Raw genomic sequence first — 15,092 nt, forward strand, 5'->3', positions numbered from 1 at the left:
CCCCGGCCGGCTCTGCGGCCGTTCCGCTTCCGCGCCTCTTCACCCAACCGTGACCTTCCGTGCCGCCCGCCCCGACGGCCCCATCGGCGTTCGGTCCGTCGGCCACGCCGCGTCGACCTCGGCCTTTTCCGGCGCTGCCGACGGCGCGGCCGGGACGGTCGTCCGCGCCGTCCGCGCCCGGTGTCCATGAATTCCTGTCCGAATCATTGACGCGCCTCCGGGCCCTCCGTAACTTGTGCCAGCAAGCGCTTACTTGAAACGATTCATGAAGCGGACGCGACGTCGCGGGGAGGCTCGTATGCAGCAGGGCGGGAATGCGGAGAGGCGGACCGGGAGGCGCACGATCCTCAAGGCGGCGGGAGCCTCGTTGGCCGTCGCGGGGCTGGGTGCGACGGCCACCGCGTGCGGCGGCGGCAGCGGCTCGGGGGACGGAACGGTGACGATCCGTTACTCATGGTGGGGCGCCGAGGACCGGGCCGAACGTATCAACAAGACCATCGCGCTCTTCGAGAAGAAGTACCCCAAGATCAAGGTCAAGACCGACTTCCAGCCGTACACCGACTTCTGGAAGAAGTTCAACACCCAGGCCTCCGGCGGGAATCCGCCGGACGTCTTCCAGAATGCCATCGGATTTCTCCGGAAATACGACGCCAAGAATGTCCTGCTCGACCTGAGCGAGCAGGCCGAGGCGGGAAACCTCTCCATGGACGGCTTCCGGGCGGGCCTTGAGAAGTTCGGTGAGATCGACGGCAAACTCCTCGGCGTGCCCGTCGGTTCGAATTTGATGGCCCTCGTCATCGACAAGCCCGTCTACACCAGGGCAGGCAGCAAGCCCGAACAGGGCTGGACCTGGGACGACTTCGACGAGGCGATGACGAGGATCCGGGACAGGACCGGCCGCGCCGGGGACAGCGGCATGTACGGCGTCATGTACCTCTACGACCTGTACCTGCGACAGAACGGCAAGGCCTTCTTCACCGAGGACGGGCTCGGCTTCTCCGAGGCCGACCTGACCACCTGGTGGACGAAGGCGGAGAAGGGCGTGAAGTCCGGTCTGTTCGCCGACCCGAAGAAGGTCGCCCAGATCAAGCCCAAGTCGGCGCTCTCCGCGGAGCTCGCCGGCAGCGAGTTCACCTGGGACAACTTCACCGTCCGCTACACCTCCGAGGGCAAGAGCGAGTACGGTCTCGCGCCGATCCCCACCACGGACGGCAAGAGGACGGGCCAGTACCTCGGCTCGCTGATGCTCAGTGCCTACAAGCGCACCGAGCACCCCAAGGAAGTCGCCCAGTTCATCGACTTCATGGTCCACGACCCCGAGGTCGCCAAGATCATGGGCTACGACCGAGGCGTCCCGACGACGCAGGCCCAGTACGACGCGTACCAGCCGACCGACCCGGTCAACAAGGCGATCGCCGCCTACGAGGCGTCCCTCGTCGAGGCGGGCGTCCTGGAGCAGATCACCCCGCACCCGAACGGTGCCGACATCTGCGAGGCCGCCTTCCTGCGCATCGCCGAGGAGATGGCGCTCGGCGAGCGGTCGGTCGAGGACGCCGTGAAGCAGTTCTTCAGCGAGTCGAAGACGGCTCTCGCCGGCTGATGGGAAGCGCAGTGACACACGCCCCTGCGACGGAGGACCTGGCCGAGGACTCCGAGCCGCGGCACGGTCCGGTGAAGCCCCCGCGCCCCGCCGAACTGATGCGGCGGGGCCGCCGGGAGAACCTGGCCGGCTACCTCTTCATGTCCCCCTGGATCGCCGGTTTCCTGCTGCTCACGGCGGGACCGATGGTCGCCTCGCTCTACTTCGCGTTCACCGACTACAACCTGTTCGACGCTCCCAGGTGGATCGGCCTGGACAACTTCTCCGAGATGTTCGGCGACCCGCGCTGGCGCCACTCGGTCCAGGTCACCCTGTGGTACGTCGTCGTCGGCACCCCGATCAAGCTCATCGCGGCGCTCGGCGTCGCACTGCTGCTGGCGCAGAAGCGGCGCGGACAGGCCTTCTACCGGGCCGCCTTCTACGCCCCTTCACTGATCGGCGCGAGCGTGTCCGTCGCCATCGTGTGGAAGGCGATCTTCTCGGACGACGCGGTCGTCGACCGTACGCAGCGGCTTTTCGGGATCGGTGCCGGCGGCTGGACGGGCGACCCGGACCTGATCATCTACAGCCTGGTGGCCCTGACCGTATGGCAGTTCGGTGCCCCCATGGTCATCTTCCTGGCCGGGCTCAAGCAGGTGCCGCGCGAGCTGTACGAGGCGGCCGACGTCGACGGGGCGGGCAAGCTGCGGCAGTTCTGGAACATCACGCTGCCGATGATCTCCCCGGTCCTCTTCTTCAACGTCCTGCTGGAGACCATCCACTCCTTCCAGATCTTCAGCTCGGCCTACATCGTCGGCGGCGGTGCCGGAGGCAACGCCTGTGGTCCCGCGGACGGCACGATGGTCTACACCTGTTATCTGTACGTCCAGGGCTTCGAGAACAGCCGCATGGGCCTGGCCTCCGCCATGGCCTGGATGCTGCTGGTCGCGGTCGCCCTGGTCACCGCGGTGCTGTTCTGGTCGCAGAAGCGCTGGGTGCACTACGAGGAGGGCGGCCGATGAGCGCGCAGGCCACCGACGTCACGCCCGCCCCGCCCGCGAAGGGGGCCCTGCGGCGTAGACTGCCACGCTCGCTCGCCTGGCACATCGGATCGCTGGCGATCCTCGCCGTGATCCTCTACCCGGTGCTCTGGGTGATCGGCGGCTCCTTCAAAGAGAGCGGAGACATCGTCGGCAGCCTGGACCTCTTCCCGGGCGACCCGATCCTCTCCAACTACACGAGCCTCGCCGACGGCATCGCGGACATCTCGATCTCCACGTTCTTCTTCAACTCACTCTTCCTCGCCGTCGGTTCGGTGATCGGGATCGTGGTGTCCTGCTCACTCACCGCCTACGCCTTCGCGAAGATCAGGTTCGCGGGCCGCAATCTCCTGTTCACGCTGATGATCGGCACGCTGCTGCTGCCGTACCACGTGCTCCTCATCCCGCAGTACGTGCTGTTCCGCAACATGGACATGATCAACACGTACACCCCGCTGCTGCTGGGGAAGTACCTGGCCACGGAGGCGTTCTTCGTCTTCCTGATGGTGCAGTTCATGCGCAACCTGCCCAGGGAACTGGACGAGGCCGCGCGTCTCGACGGCTGCGGGCACTTCCGCATCTACTGGTCGATCGTGCTCCCGTTGTGCAGGCCGGCCCTGATCACCAGCGCGATCTTCACCTTCATCAACTCGTGGAACGACTTCATGGGCCCGCTGATCTACCTCAACGAGCCCGGCAAGTACACCGTCTCCCTCGGCCTGAAGATGTTCGTGGACCAGGAAGGGCTGGCGAACTACGGCGGCATGATCGCCATGTCGCTCGTCGCCCTGCTGCCCGTCCTCGCCTTCTTCCTGGCCTTCCAGCGTTATCTGATCGACGGCATGGCGACGTCCGGTCTGAAGGGCTGAGGTGAACCGATGGTGACCGATGCACGCGCCAAGGCCCGCACGGAGCGGGGGGAGTCGCGGTTCGCGCAGGGGTTCGCCCTGTTCGCCGAGTGCCTGCTCACCGGAGTGTGGATCGCGGTGGCCTCGCTGCCGCTGGTCACCTACCCCGCCGCGTTCGCGGCCGGCGCGCGGCATCTCGGACGCCGACTCGCCCACGAGCGCGGTGGCTGGCGGGAGTTCACGGCCGACTTCCGGGCGGCGGTGCGCCGCGGGTGGCTCGTCGGGCTCGCCGGGTGGGCCGCCCTGGCCGCGGTCTGGGTGGATGTGCAGGCCGTACGCAGCGGTCTGCCGGGCGGCCCGTTCGTGGGCGCCGTCGGGGTGCTCGCCCTGATCGGCGCGGCCGTGGCCGGGCTCCGTGCGGCGGCGGCCTGGCGGCCCGGCGCCTCCTGGCGGTCGCTGCTCGCGCAGGCCGGGCGCCGCACCGTGCTCGACCCCGCGGGTTCCTTCCTGATCGTCGGCGGGCTGGCCGTCGTGGTCTGCTCGGCCTGGTTCAGCGCGCCGCTGGCGGTCGCCGTCCTCGGCGCCGTCGCGGCGGCGGCCGTCGCCGTGGAGGAGCGCTACCGGCGCCGCTGACGGCGGCGCGTCCGTCCCAGGGCCGGCGCCCCGGCGCCGCGCCTCTATCTGTCATGCCCTTGACATCTCAGTCGCACGTCAGAGCCATGCCCTTGACACCCCCTGCACCCGCCCCGCCCCCCTCCCTGCCCCGCACGGAACGGAAAGGAAAGGCCATGTCCCCCATCCCCCGCAGGTCCCTCCTCAAGGCGGCCGCCGTCGCTGGCGCCGCCGCCCAGTTCAGCTGGGCACTGGGCGCCGGAAACGCCCAGGCCGCACCCGCCGCCAAGGACGCCGACGCCGACGCCGACGCCGACCCCGTCACCCTGACCTGGCTGGAGGACGGCGGCCTCGGCGCCGCACCCGGCTCCACCGTCGGCGTCCCCTGGCCAAAGGGCACGTACCGGGAGGACCAGGCGTTCGCCGTCACGGACGCGAACGGCAAGGCCGTACCCGCCCAGTCCTGGCCCCTCGCCTACTGGCCGGACGGCTCCCTCAAGTGGACCGCGCACGCCGTCGGCTCCGGCAACGGCAAACTCACCCTGACCGCCGGCACCCCCGCCGCGCCCGCGAAGAAGGTCACCGTCGACCGGCGCGGCGGCACCATCGACATATCGACCGGTGTCATCACCGCGAGGATCGGCAAGTCGGGATCGACGCTGATCAAGTCGGTCACCAGAGGCGCCACCGAGATCGCGAAGAACGGCCGCCTCGTCCTGCTGCGCCAGCCCGAGATCGAGGACGGCGACCAGGGCACGGTCAAGTACGAACGCTTCGACGGCGCCATCGACGAGGTGAAGGTCGAGCAGGACGGCCCGGTCCGCGCCGTCGTCCGCATCGACGGCAAGCACCGCAAGGGAGGCCGCGGCTGGCTGCCCTTCTCCATCCGCCTCTACTTCTACGCGGGCGCCGACTCCTTCCGCATGGTGCACACCATCACGTTCGACGGGAAGCAGGAGCCCGGCAAGGCGAGCGGCGACTTCATCCGCGGCCTCGGCGTCCGCTTCACCGTCCCGATGCGCGACGAGTCCTACGACCGGCACATCCGCATCGGCGGCGAGGGCACCGGCCTGCTGCGCGAGGCCGTCAAGGGCATCACCGGCCTGCGCCGCGACCCCGGCGCGGCCGTGCAGGCGGCGCAGTTCGCGGGGGAGCGGCTGCCCGACCCCGCCACCTGGGACCAGCGGGTCACCACCCGCCTGAAGTACATCCCCGAATGGGGCGACTACACCCTCTCCCAGCTCTCCGCCGACGGCTTCTCCCTGCGCAAGCGCACCAAGAAGGGCCACGGCTGGATCGGTGCCGGCGGCGGCCGGCGCGCCTCCGGTTTCGGCTACGTCGGCGGGACGAGCGGCGGACTCTCCTTCGGCCTGCGCGACTTCTGGGAGAAGCACCCCGCCCAGCTCGACATCCGCGACGCCCAGACCGACGAGGCCGAGGTCACCCTCTGGCTCTGGTCGCCCGAGGCCCAGCCTATGGACCTGCGCTTCTACCACGACGGCATGGGACAGGACACCTTCCCCGAGCAGCTCGAAGGCCTCAACATCACCTATGAGGACTACGAGCCCGGCTTCGGCACCCCCTACGGCATCGCCCGCACCTCGGAACTGCTGTTCTGGGCCAACGCCGCCACCCCGAGCGCCGAGACACTCGCCGAACAGGTCGAGGTCGTACGCGTACTGCCGCAGCTGGCCGCCCCGCCGAAGCAGCTCATCAAGTCCAAGGTCTTCGGCCCCGGCCTCTACTCCGAGCCCGACCGCTCCACCCCCGCCAAGGCGAAGATCGAGGACCACCTCGACTTCCTCTTCACCTACTACAAGGACCAGGTGGAGCAACGCCGTTGGTACGGCTTCTGGGACTACGGCGACATCATGCACACGTACGACACCGCCCGGCACCAGTGGCGCTACGACATCGGCGGCTACGCCTGGGACAACTCCGAACTCTCCCCGGACCTCTGGCTCTGGTACGCCTATCTGCGCTCCGGCCGCGCCGACATCTTCCGCTTCGCCGAGGCCATGACCCGGCACACCGGCGAGGTCGACGTCTACCACCTCGGCGAATGGGCCGGCCTCGGCACCCGCCACGGAGTCCAGCACTACGCCGACAGCGCCAAGCAGCAGCGCATCGCCAACACCACCTACCGGCGCTACTACTACTTCCTCACCGCCGACGAACGCGTCGGCGACCTCATGCACGCCAACGTCGACTCCGACGAGACGTTCCTCGCCCTCGACCCGCTCCGCAAGATCCGCACCGAGCCCTACACGCCCGACCGGCACGCCCTGTCGGTCGGCTTCGGCACCGACTGGAGCGGCCTGGTCTCGGCGTGGCTGACCGAGTGGGAACGCAATGGCCCCAAGTGGGAGAAGGCCAAGGCCCGCGTCCTGTCCACCATGGAGACCATCGCCGCCCAGCCCAACGGCTTCGTCCAGGGCAGCGGCCTGTACGACCTGGACACCGGGAAGTTCGCCGTCGTCGACACCCCGAAGGTCGAGGTGTCCCACCTGTCGGCCGTCTTCGGCCTGAACGAACTGTGCGCCGAACTGATCGACCTGGTCGACATGCCGCAGTTCAACGAGGCGTACTACGACTACTGCCGCTACTTCAACGCCTCCAAGACCGAACAGGCGGCACGGTACGGCAGCAACTTCGGCAGCCTCATCCTCTTCCAGGGCCACTCGCGCCTCGACGCCTACGCGGCCGTACAGACCGGGGACGAGAAGCTCGCCACGCGCGCGTGGCAGAAGTTCTACGGCTCCGACGGCTACAAGGAGTCCGCGCCCTGGCGGACGGAGAAGCTGAGCGGCCCCACCACGCTGGTGCCGGGCAGCGAGGCGAGCTGGGTGTCCACCAACGACACCGCGCTCTACGGCCTCGCGGCGATCGAGAACCTGGCACTTCTGGGGGACAGGATGCCGTAGCCGGCACGTGACGGACGCGGGTGCGGGCACACTCCACAGGTGGACTGGAACCATTACCGCTTCCGCAGCCTGTGGGCGCTGCCCGCGCCCGTCCCGGCCGTCTACCGCGCGCTGGAACGGATCGAGGACTACCCCCGCTGGTGGCCCCAGGTGCGCGAGGTCACCCGGCTCGACGACACCAGCGGGATCGTCCGGTTCCGCTCACTCCTCCCGTACGACCTGACCGCCACCCTGCGCGAGGGACGGCGCGATGCGGGCGCCGGGGTGCTGGAGGTCGCCCTGACCGGCGACATGGAGGGCTGGGCGCGCTGGACGGTCACCCCGCGCGGCTCCGGCGCCCTCGTCCGCTACGACCAGGAGGTCGGCGTACGCAAGCCGCTGCTGCGCCGCCTCGCCGTGCCCGGGCGGCCCCTGTTCCGGGCCAACCACCGGCTGATGATGCGGGCGGGGCGGCGCGGACTGGCCGCCCACCTGGAAAGCGGTCACCAAGCGGTTTGAAGGAAACGTGCCGGGCCCTGTATTGTTCAGTGCGTTCCGGGCGATTAGCTCAGTGGGAGAGCGCTTCGTTCACACCGAAGAGGTCACTGGTTCGAACCCAGTATCGCCCACGTTCGCGAGAGCGACGTGTGTCCGCAGACAACGCGGACCACGTCGCTCTCGTCGTGTTCTGCGCGGCTTCGCCGCGCGAAGTGGGGGCTCCGCCACCCACACCCCCGTGCCCGGCGTTGCTCGCGGCCGGGGTGGTTCGCTCACGCCGCCGCCGGCAGGTCCGGCCGCAGCGGCCAGGCCGGGTCCACCGCCTCCTCCGTCCCGTTGAGCGCGAACCACGCCTGCAGCCCCCGCGCCTGCCCCGCGTGCCAGACCGCCTGGAGCGTGTGCAGCTCGGCGGCGGACAGGCGCTCCAGCCGCCCCGGGAAGCGGCGCCCCACCGCCCGTACGACCTCCAACGCGGCCTGCGCGTCGGCCGCCGCGTCGTGCGCGCCCTCCAGTTCGACGCCGTAGTGCGCGCACAGGTCGGTGAGGGTGCGGCGGCCCTTGCGGTACCGGTCCAGGTGTTTGTCGAGCACACGCGGGTCGAGGACGAGCAGCGACGTCCGCTCCACCCAGCGGCCGAGGGAGGAGGCCCGGTGCCGGCGCAACTCCCGGTCCAGCAGCGTGAGGTCGAACGGCGCGTTCATCACCACGAGCGGACGCCCGGCGCGGGCCTGCTCGGCCAGTGCCTCCGCTATCTCGTACATCACCGGCGCCGGCCAGCGGCCGTGGCGCCGCACATGCTCCTCCGTCAGCCCGTGCACGGCCGTCGCCGCCTCGGGCACCGGCACGCCCGGGTTCACCAGCCACCGGGTCACGCGCGGCCTCAGCCCCGGCGCGTCCTGCACGACGAGGGCCGCCGACACGATCCGGTCGCTCTCGACGTCCACACCCGTCGTCTCCGTGTCGAAGGCCGCCAGCGGCCCCTCGAACCAGCTCGTCATAGGGCACTCAACTCCTCGTCCGAGTACGGCAGCTGACGCGCCGTCTTCTGTCCCGATTCGGTGATACCCGGGCTGTTTGCGGCGTACGCCGGAAGGACACAACAGGAGTACGGGTCTTTGCAGTTCAGCGGCCCGCAGTGGGGATTCACCAGTTCTGGAAGGCTGTTGGCCATGGCCATAGCGCAGCCCGAACGGGGCGGGCTGCTGCCCGAGCGCACGGCACCCTCTCGCGGCTCTCTCGCCACCACCGCCTGCATGGAGACCTTGCAGGTCGGCTACCTCCACGCGGTCGCCGCGGCGGCGGGCTGCTCGCTCTCCCAGCCCTTCCCGGACAACGGCATCGACTGGCACGTCAGCCACAGCGCCGCCGGGCACACGGTCGACGACGAGGTCACCATCAAGGTGCAGCTCAAGGCGACGTACCAGATCCCGCCGAGCCCGCCCGGCCGCTTCTTCTCCTTCACGCTCGACAACGACCACCTGGCGAAACTCGCCCGCACCCCGGTCTCGGTGCACAAGATCCTGGTCGTGATGATCGTCCCCAGGTCCCGTGACCAGTGGCTGCGGGCCGGGCACGACCGGCTCGACCTCAGGCACTGCTGCTACTGGACCAACCTCGCCGGACATCCGGTCACCGGCCGGCGGCGCACCACCGTGCGGATACCGACCGCGCGGGTCTTCGACGACCGGGCGCTGTGCGAGATCATGACGCGGGTCGGGACGGGAGGGAAACCATGACGCACCGCCCGACCGGCGAACCCCTGCGTGCCGTGCGGCCGCACCCCACCGACACCGTCGGCGACCCGGCCTGGGACGACGGCCGCCCGCCCGAGTCCGGCACCGTCGACCCGGCCGTGCTGACCGCCCTGCTCCACCGCCACGGCTGGCGGCGTCGCGGCGGCGCCCCGGGCCGCTACGGCCGCTGGACCCCGCCCGGCCCGGCCGCCGGCGCCACCAGCCTGCTGGTGCCCGTCAGCCGCGCCTTCCCCGACAGCGACGACCTGCTCGGCGAGGCCCTGCTCGCCCTGTCCCGCAGCGGCACGCCCGCCGCCCGCGAGATCCTCGTCTCCCTCGCCGTGCCCAGCGACGAGATCCGCTGGGAGCGCGACGTACCGACCGGGCCCGGCGACACCGCCTCCTGGACCGTGGAGGAACAGCTGCGCTCCGCCGCCCGCCGGATGCTGCTCGCCGGAGCGCTCGCCACGCGCGCGCGTGCGGGCTACTACGGCGCCCGGCACCGGCGCGCCGCCGCCGAGGCCCTGGAGAACGTCCTGGTCGGCGCCGCCCCCGGCGGCCGCCGGCTCACCGCGTTCGTGCCCGTCACCACCGGCCGCCCCCTCGCCGTACGCCTCCACCACGCCCTCTACGCCGCCCGCGAGGCCGTCGACTACCGGCGGGCCACCGGCGGCATGGAGGCCTTCGACACGGCCGTCGCGGCGGGCGTCAGCCACGAGCTCACCGAGGCGCTCGTCGCCCTGGTCCGCGGCACGGAGGGCGCGCGGATCGCCGTCGACTGGGCACCGGCCGCCGGCGTCCCCGAGGGCTGCGCCGCCCTCGCCGAACCCGTCGAGTTCTCGCCCGGCGACCTGCCCGCCCTGCGCGAGGCCGCCGCCCGCTACCTGCGCGCGGAGCCCTCGGTGCCGGTCCGGATCACCGGCACCGTCGTCCGCATGCGCCGTCCCGGGCCACGCGGCGCGGGCACCGTACGGCTGCGGGTGCTGGCCGGGGCGGACGTCCCGCACGTACGGATCACGCTGGACGAGGAGGCCTACCGGATCGCCGGGCACGCCCATCTCGTCGGGCTGCCGGTACGGGTGCTCGGCCGGCTGGAGAGCCGGGGCGGATTCCGCAGGCTCACCGGCGCCTGCGAGATCGCCCCCGTACAGGTCGACGACGCGGAGCGGGACCGGCTGCTGAAGGCGGTCCAGGAGCACGTGGAGGTGGCGGCCTTCTTCGAGGAGACCTGCGGAGGTGACGGCGAGGACGACGGCGACCGCGGGGACTGATTTCGCGGTGAGTGGGCCGGGGTCGGTACGATCGCCCTCATGCGTGCGCTTTGGTATGGCGCCGCAGCCCCACTTCAGTCAGGAGAGACCGGTGTCAGACGTCCGTGTGATCATCCAACGCGATTCCGAGCGGGAAGAACGCGTGGTGACGACGGGCACTACGGCCGCCGAGCTCTTCGCCGGCGAGCGCTCGATCGTCGCCGCCCGCGTGTCCGGTGAGCTGAAGGACCTCGCCCACGAGGTCCAGGACGGCGAGACCGTCGAGGGCGTCGAGATCTCCTCCGAGGACGGCCTGAACATCCTGCGCCACTCCACCGCGCATGTCATGGCGCAGGCCGTGCAGGAGCTGTTCCCCGAGGCCAAGCTGGGCATCGGCCCGCCCGTCAAGGACGGCTTCTACTACGACTTCGACGTCGAGAAGCCCTTCCACCCCGATGACCTCAAGGCCATCGAGAAGAAGATGCAGGAGATCCAGAAGCGCGGCCAGCGCTTCTCGCGCCGCGTGGTCACCGACGACGCCGCCCGCGAGGAGCTCGCCGACGAGCCGTACAAGCTGGAGCTGATCGGCCTCAAGGGCTCCGCCTCGCACGACGACGGCGCGGACGTCGAGGTCGGCGCCGGCGAGCTGACGATCTACGACAACCTGGACGCCAAGACCGGCGACCTGTGCTGGAAGGACCTCTGCCGCGGTCCCCACCTGCCCACCACCCGGAACATCCCGGCGTTCAAGCTGATGCGCAACGCCGCCGCCTACTGGCGCGGCAGCGAGAAGAACCCGATGCTCCAGCGCATCTACGGCACCGCCTGGCCGTCCAAGGACGAGCTGAAGGCGCACCTGGAGTTCCTCGCCGAGGCCGAGAAGCGCGACCACCGCAAGCTCGGCAGCGAGCTGGACCTGTTCTCCGTCCCGGAGCAGATCGGCTCCGGCCTCGCCGTCTTCCACCCCAAGGGCGGCGTGATCCGCCGGGTCATGGAGGACTACTCGCGGCGCCGCCACGAGGAGGAGGGGTACGAGTTCGTCTACACCCCGCACGCGACGAAGGGGAAGCTCTTCGAGACCTCGGGCCACCTGGACTGGTACGCCGACGGCATGTACCCGCCCATGCAGCTCGACGAGGGCGTGGACTACTACCTCAAGCCCATGAACTGCCCGATGCACAACCTGATCTTCGACGCGCGCGGCCGCTCGTACCGTGAACTGCCGCTGCGCCTGTTCGAGTTCGGGACCGTGTACCGGTACGAGAAGTCCGGCGTCGTGCACGGCCTGACCCGGGCCCGCGGCTTCACCCAGGACGACGCGCACATCTACTGCACCCGCGAGCAGATGTCGGATGAGCTCGACAAGACGCTCACCTTCGTGCTGAACCTGCTGCGCGACTACGGCCTGACCGACTTCTACCTGGAGCTGTCCACCAAGGACGAGACGAAGTTCGTCGGAACTGACGAAGCCTGGGAGGAGGCCACCGAGACGCTGCGCCAGGTCGCCGAGAAGCAGGGCCTGCCCCTGGTCCCGGACCCGGGCGGCGCCGCCTTCTACGGCCCGAAGATCTCCGTCCAGACCAAGGACGCCATCGGTCGCACCTGGCAGATGTCGACCATCCAGCTCGACTTCAACCTGCCTGAGCGCTTCAACCTGGAGTACACGGGCGCGGATGGCACCAAGACCCGCCCGGTCATGATCCACCGCGCGCTGTTCGGCTCGATCGAGCGCTTCTTCGCGGTGCTCCTGGAGCACTACGCGGGCGCCTTCCCGGCGTGGCTGGCCCCCGTCCAGGCGGTCGGCATCCCGATCGGCGACGCGCACGTCGAGTACCTGGAGAAGTTCGCCGTGGCGGCCCGCAAGCAGGGTCTGCGCGTCGAGGTCGACTCTTCCTCCGACCGCATGCAGAAGAAGATCCGCAACGCGCAGAAGCAGAAGGTGCCCTTCATGGTCATCGCGGGCGACGAGGACATGGCGAACAACGCCGTCTCCTTCCGCTACCGCGACGGCTCCCAGGAGAACGGCATCCCCGTCGACGAGGCCATCGCGAAGATCAAGAAGGTCGTCGAGGAGCGGGCGCAGGTCTGATCCCAGGGCTGAACAGGGTTCGGCGGGCCCCCGGGGAGATCCGGGGGCCTTTCCCTGTCGCCGCACGCGACGCCATATGCTGCACGTATGACGAGTGAGCCGGAGCAGCAGTTGGGAGTGGGGACCCAGGACGCGTTCCAGCGCCTGTGGACGCCCCACCGGATGGCCTACATCCAGGGCGAGAACAAGCCGAGCGGCCCCGGCGCCGACGATGGCTGCCCCTTCTGCTCGATCCCGGCCAAGTCCGACGAGGACGGGCTGGTCGTCCGGCGCGGCGAGCACGTGTACGCGGTGCTCAACCTGTACCCGTACAACGGCGGTCATCTGATGACCGTGCCGTACCGGCACGTGGCCGACTACACCGAGCTGACCGACGTGGAGACCGCGGAGCTCGCCGAGCTGACCAAGCAGGCGATGACGGCCCTGCGCACCGCGTCGGGCGCCCACGGCTTCAACATCGGCATGAACCAGGGCACCGTGGCCGGCGCGGGCATCGCCGCCCACCTCCACCAGCACGTCGTGCCCCGCTGGGGCGGCGACACCAACTTCATGCCGGTCGTCGGCCACACGAAGGTGCTGCCGCAGCTGCTGGGCGACACCCGCAAGATGCTGGCGGAGGCGTGGCCGGCCGCTTGACACAGCCGGGGTCGGCACATCCCAGCCCGTCCGGCGTTTGAGGACGAGGCCGTTCAGGCCGAAGCGGGGTCCGGGGGCGCAGCTCCCGGCGACGGTCACGCCAACGCCCCCGCCCCACCGCCGGAGGCCTACGCGTTATACAGGTCGGCCTTACCCGGCGTCGGATCCTGCACCGCCGTACTGAGGAACGCCGACCGCGTCCCGAACTTCTCCGTGTCCACCCCGTTCTCCTCCAACACCTTGATCGCCGACGAGTGCACCACCCGCAGCACCGGCGCCGCCGCCCGCAACGCGTCGTCGGCCATGAAGCGGTGGCGCCACGGCTGGTCCGCCCACGCGTGCCGCAGCCCGAACGGCTCCGGCAGGCCGATCGTGCCGCCGAGCCAGTTCAGCAGCGGCGGATACCAGGTGAGCGGGGCGCGGACGGCGAGCCGTACGACCTCGTTCGCGGTGACCAGCGGGAGCATCACCTTGCGCGTCTCCCACGGCTTGAACGACTTGGCGACCTCCTTGGAGGGAGCCTCCGGCTTGGTGGTGAACAGCGGGTTCACCGGGCCCAGGGCATGACCGGTGACCTCGATGCGCAGCGTCTCGTGCAGCACGGTCACCGTGATCAGCATGGTGATGACCAGCTGGCCGTCCCACAGGGTCCACTGGACGCCCAGGTAGTGCCGGTCACCGGCGCCGAACTGCTGCTTGTTGCAGATGTCCTGTATCGCGTGCGACTTGACCTGGTACGCCTCGACGTCCGTGCCCTCCGGACGGGACACCGCCTTGGCGTTCTCCCCGATGGGCGTCACGACCCAGTGCCGTATGGACGGCTTCGTGAAGCCGCCGGTGTTCAGCGGGCCGCGCTCCAGCATGCGCAGCTGGTCGTGGATGGCCCGGACGACGTCCCAGCTGCGGAAGGGATGGATCTCCCGGGTCGGGTCGGCCGGCGCCAGGTTCTCGGCGAGCTGCCAGCTGCCCCAGCGGGTGCCCATGCCGAGTATGCCCTTGGGGCCGGCGTAGAAGACCGAGTTGGACTGCTGCTCGGCGCCGAGCTTGGCCAGTGACTGGCGGAGCTGCTCGGCCGCGGTCTCGCCCGGGTTGCTGGGCACCGCCTCGGGGACCTTGGCGCCGACGCCGCTGCCCGACAGGAGGCCGTCCCAGCGCTCCCGCAGGTCCTTCGCCGTGCCCTCGCAGATCCGTTTGGCCCAGAACCAGCCGACGACGGGCATCACGACCGCTGCGCGCGCGTACCAGGCCCAGAAGCCGGAGAAGGGCATCTTGACGAGGAACAGCACGGCCAGCGCGGCGATCGCCACGAGCACCGCGGTGCCCAGCGCCCCGGCCTGCTTGTTCTCCGCCTTGGCGACGGTGGTGCGGATCTGGAAGCCGAGCAGCCAGACCAGCATGCCGGGCAGGAACAGCAGACCGCACAGCACGATCACCGTGGACAGCCGGGCGTCGCGCGCCTTGCGGATGCCGTTGGCCGCCAGGCAGTGCTCGACGACCACCTGCGGCTCGGCGCCGAAGGACTGGATGAGGGGCTTGCGGCCGCTGCCCAGCATCCGGTCGGCCACCGCGCGGGAGAAGGCCTCGCCGAGGTTGGGACGGAAGATCGTGGCCCAGGACCGGCCCGCGTTGAGGGTCGTCTGGTGCCATTCGTTGTCGGCCTTCTTGATGTCCTTCAGCTCGCTGTCCCGGTAGGCGGCCGAGGCCAGCGCGAAGGTGGCCGTCTGGCCTCCGTCGTCCGTACGCGGCACCTGCGGTCCGAAGAAGTCCGCGTAACCGCCGTCAACGGTCATTCCCGCCCCCGATCGCCACCACTGTCGCTCCTGCGGCCTTCCCGACTTCCCTGCCCGGCACACCTGTTGATCAGGTCATCAGCGTATCCGCCGACACCGACATGCGGCACCGGA

At 70.1% G+C, this 15,092-nt stretch carries 12 protein-coding genes and 1 tRNA gene; 11 read left to right on the plus strand and 2 right to left on the minus strand.

Annotation, left to right across the window (positions count from 1 at the left end):
• Positions 1-298 precede the first annotated feature (298 nt).
• From ACFCZF_RS13320 to ACFCZF_RS13350, 7 genes are all read left to right on the plus strand, one after another.
• On the plus strand, positions 299-1,600 hold the full coding sequence (locus ACFCZF_RS13320; protein WP_376671744.1) for an ABC transporter substrate-binding protein: 1,302 nt from the start codon (positions 299-301) through the stop codon (positions 1,598-1,600).
• Positions 1,600-2,601 (plus strand): carbohydrate ABC transporter permease, encoded by a 1,002-nt coding sequence (locus ACFCZF_RS13325; RefSeq protein ID WP_376671745.1) that lies wholly within the window; start codon positions 1,600-1,602, stop codon positions 2,599-2,601. The genes ACFCZF_RS13320 and ACFCZF_RS13325 overlap by 1 nt, the downstream gene beginning before the upstream one ends.
• Positions 2,598-3,488 carry a carbohydrate ABC transporter permease gene (locus ACFCZF_RS13330; protein ID WP_376671746.1) on the plus strand — a complete coding sequence of 297 codons (891 nt, stop codon included), beginning with the start codon at positions 2,598-2,600 and terminating at the stop codon, positions 3,486-3,488. The genes ACFCZF_RS13325 and ACFCZF_RS13330 overlap by 4 nt, the downstream gene beginning before the upstream one ends.
• A 9-nt stretch (positions 3,489-3,497) precedes the next feature.
• Complete coding sequence (locus ACFCZF_RS13335) at positions 3,498-4,100, plus strand: hypothetical protein (RefSeq protein WP_376671747.1); 603 nt, start codon at positions 3,498-3,500, stop codon at positions 4,098-4,100.
• 155 nt (positions 4,101-4,255) lie between these two features.
• On the plus strand, positions 4,256-7,003 hold the full coding sequence (locus ACFCZF_RS13340; RefSeq protein WP_376671748.1) for a Tat pathway signal sequence domain protein: 2,748 nt from the start codon (positions 4,256-4,258) through the stop codon (positions 7,001-7,003).
• Between the two features lie 39 nt (positions 7,004-7,042).
• A complete protein-coding gene (locus ACFCZF_RS13345; protein ID WP_376671749.1) occupies positions 7,043-7,501 on the plus strand; it encodes an SRPBCC family protein in 459 nt (152 codons plus the stop codon).
• A 38-nt stretch (positions 7,502-7,539) separates the two neighbouring features.
• Positions 7,540-7,611, plus strand: a tRNA-Val gene (locus ACFCZF_RS13350).
• Between the two features lie 141 nt (positions 7,612-7,752).
• Here ACFCZF_RS13350 and ACFCZF_RS13355 read toward each other — a convergent pair.
• On the minus strand, positions 7,753-8,478 hold the full coding sequence (locus ACFCZF_RS13355; RefSeq protein WP_375917891.1) for a 3'-5' exonuclease: 726 nt from the start codon (positions 8,476-8,478) through the stop codon (positions 7,753-7,755).
• Between the two features lie 171 nt (positions 8,479-8,649).
• Between ACFCZF_RS13355 and ACFCZF_RS13360 the strand changes: the two genes are divergently transcribed.
• The 4 genes from ACFCZF_RS13360 to ACFCZF_RS13375 all read left to right on the plus strand — a co-directional run bounded on the left by ACFCZF_RS13360 (position 8,650) and on the right by ACFCZF_RS13375 (position 13,188).
• Positions 8,650-9,216, plus strand: a complete 567-nt coding sequence (locus tag ACFCZF_RS13360) for a DUF4365 domain-containing protein (RefSeq protein WP_376671750.1) — start codon at positions 8,650-8,652, stop codon at positions 9,214-9,216.
• Positions 9,213-10,484, plus strand: a complete 1,272-nt coding sequence (locus ACFCZF_RS13365; RefSeq protein ID WP_376671751.1) for a hypothetical protein — start codon at positions 9,213-9,215, stop codon at positions 10,482-10,484. Before ACFCZF_RS13360 ends, ACFCZF_RS13365 begins: the two co-directional genes overlap by 4 nt.
• A 91-nt stretch (positions 10,485-10,575) precedes the next feature.
• Entirely contained in the window at positions 10,576-12,552 is a 1,977-nt protein-coding gene (gene thrS / locus ACFCZF_RS13370) for a threonine--tRNA ligase (RefSeq protein WP_376671752.1), read from the plus strand.
• Positions 12,553-12,639: 87 nt separating this feature from the next.
• On the plus strand, positions 12,640-13,188 hold the full coding sequence (locus tag ACFCZF_RS13375) for an HIT domain-containing protein (protein WP_376671753.1): 549 nt from the start codon (positions 12,640-12,642) through the stop codon (positions 13,186-13,188).
• Positions 13,189-13,316: 128 nt separating this feature from the next.
• On the opposite strand, the gene ACFCZF_RS13380 is transcribed toward ACFCZF_RS13375, so the two are convergent.
• A complete protein-coding gene (locus ACFCZF_RS13380; protein WP_376671754.1) occupies positions 13,317-14,978 on the minus strand; it encodes a hypothetical protein in 1,662 nt (553 codons plus the stop codon).
• Positions 14,979-15,092: the final 114 nt, after the last annotated feature.

This window comes from Streptomyces sp. NPDC056296, from assembly GCF_042268605.1.
Lineage (GTDB): Bacteria > Actinomycetota > Actinomycetes > Streptomycetales > Streptomycetaceae > Streptomyces.

Coding starts and splice junctions, on each gene's coding strand:
- ACFCZF_RS13320 (WP_376671744.1), top strand. CDS start 299: ATGCAGCAGGGCGGGAATGCGGAGAGGCGGACCGGGAGGCGCACGATC.
- ACFCZF_RS13325 (WP_376671745.1), top strand. CDS start 1,600: ATGGGAAGCGCAGTGACACACGCCCCTGCGACGGAGGACCTGGCCGAG.
- ACFCZF_RS13330 (WP_376671746.1), top strand. CDS start 2,598: ATGAGCGCGCAGGCCACCGACGTCACGCCCGCCCCGCCCGCGAAGGGG.
- ACFCZF_RS13335 (WP_376671747.1), top strand. CDS start 3,498: ATGGTGACCGATGCACGCGCCAAGGCCCGCACGGAGCGGGGGGAGTCG.
- ACFCZF_RS13340 (WP_376671748.1), top strand. CDS start 4,256: ATGTCCCCCATCCCCCGCAGGTCCCTCCTCAAGGCGGCCGCCGTCGCT.
- ACFCZF_RS13355 (WP_375917891.1), bottom strand. CDS start 8,478: ATGACGAGCTGGTTCGAGGGGCCGCTGGCGGCCTTCGACACGGAGACG.
- ACFCZF_RS13360 (WP_376671750.1), top strand. CDS start 8,650: ATGGCCATAGCGCAGCCCGAACGGGGCGGGCTGCTGCCCGAGCGCACG.
- ACFCZF_RS13365 (WP_376671751.1), top strand. CDS start 9,213: ATGACGCACCGCCCGACCGGCGAACCCCTGCGTGCCGTGCGGCCGCAC.
- ACFCZF_RS13375 (WP_376671753.1), top strand. CDS start 12,640: ATGACGAGTGAGCCGGAGCAGCAGTTGGGAGTGGGGACCCAGGACGCG.
- ACFCZF_RS13380 (WP_376671754.1), bottom strand. CDS start 14,978: ATGACCGTTGACGGCGGTTACGCGGACTTCTTCGGACCGCAGGTGCCG.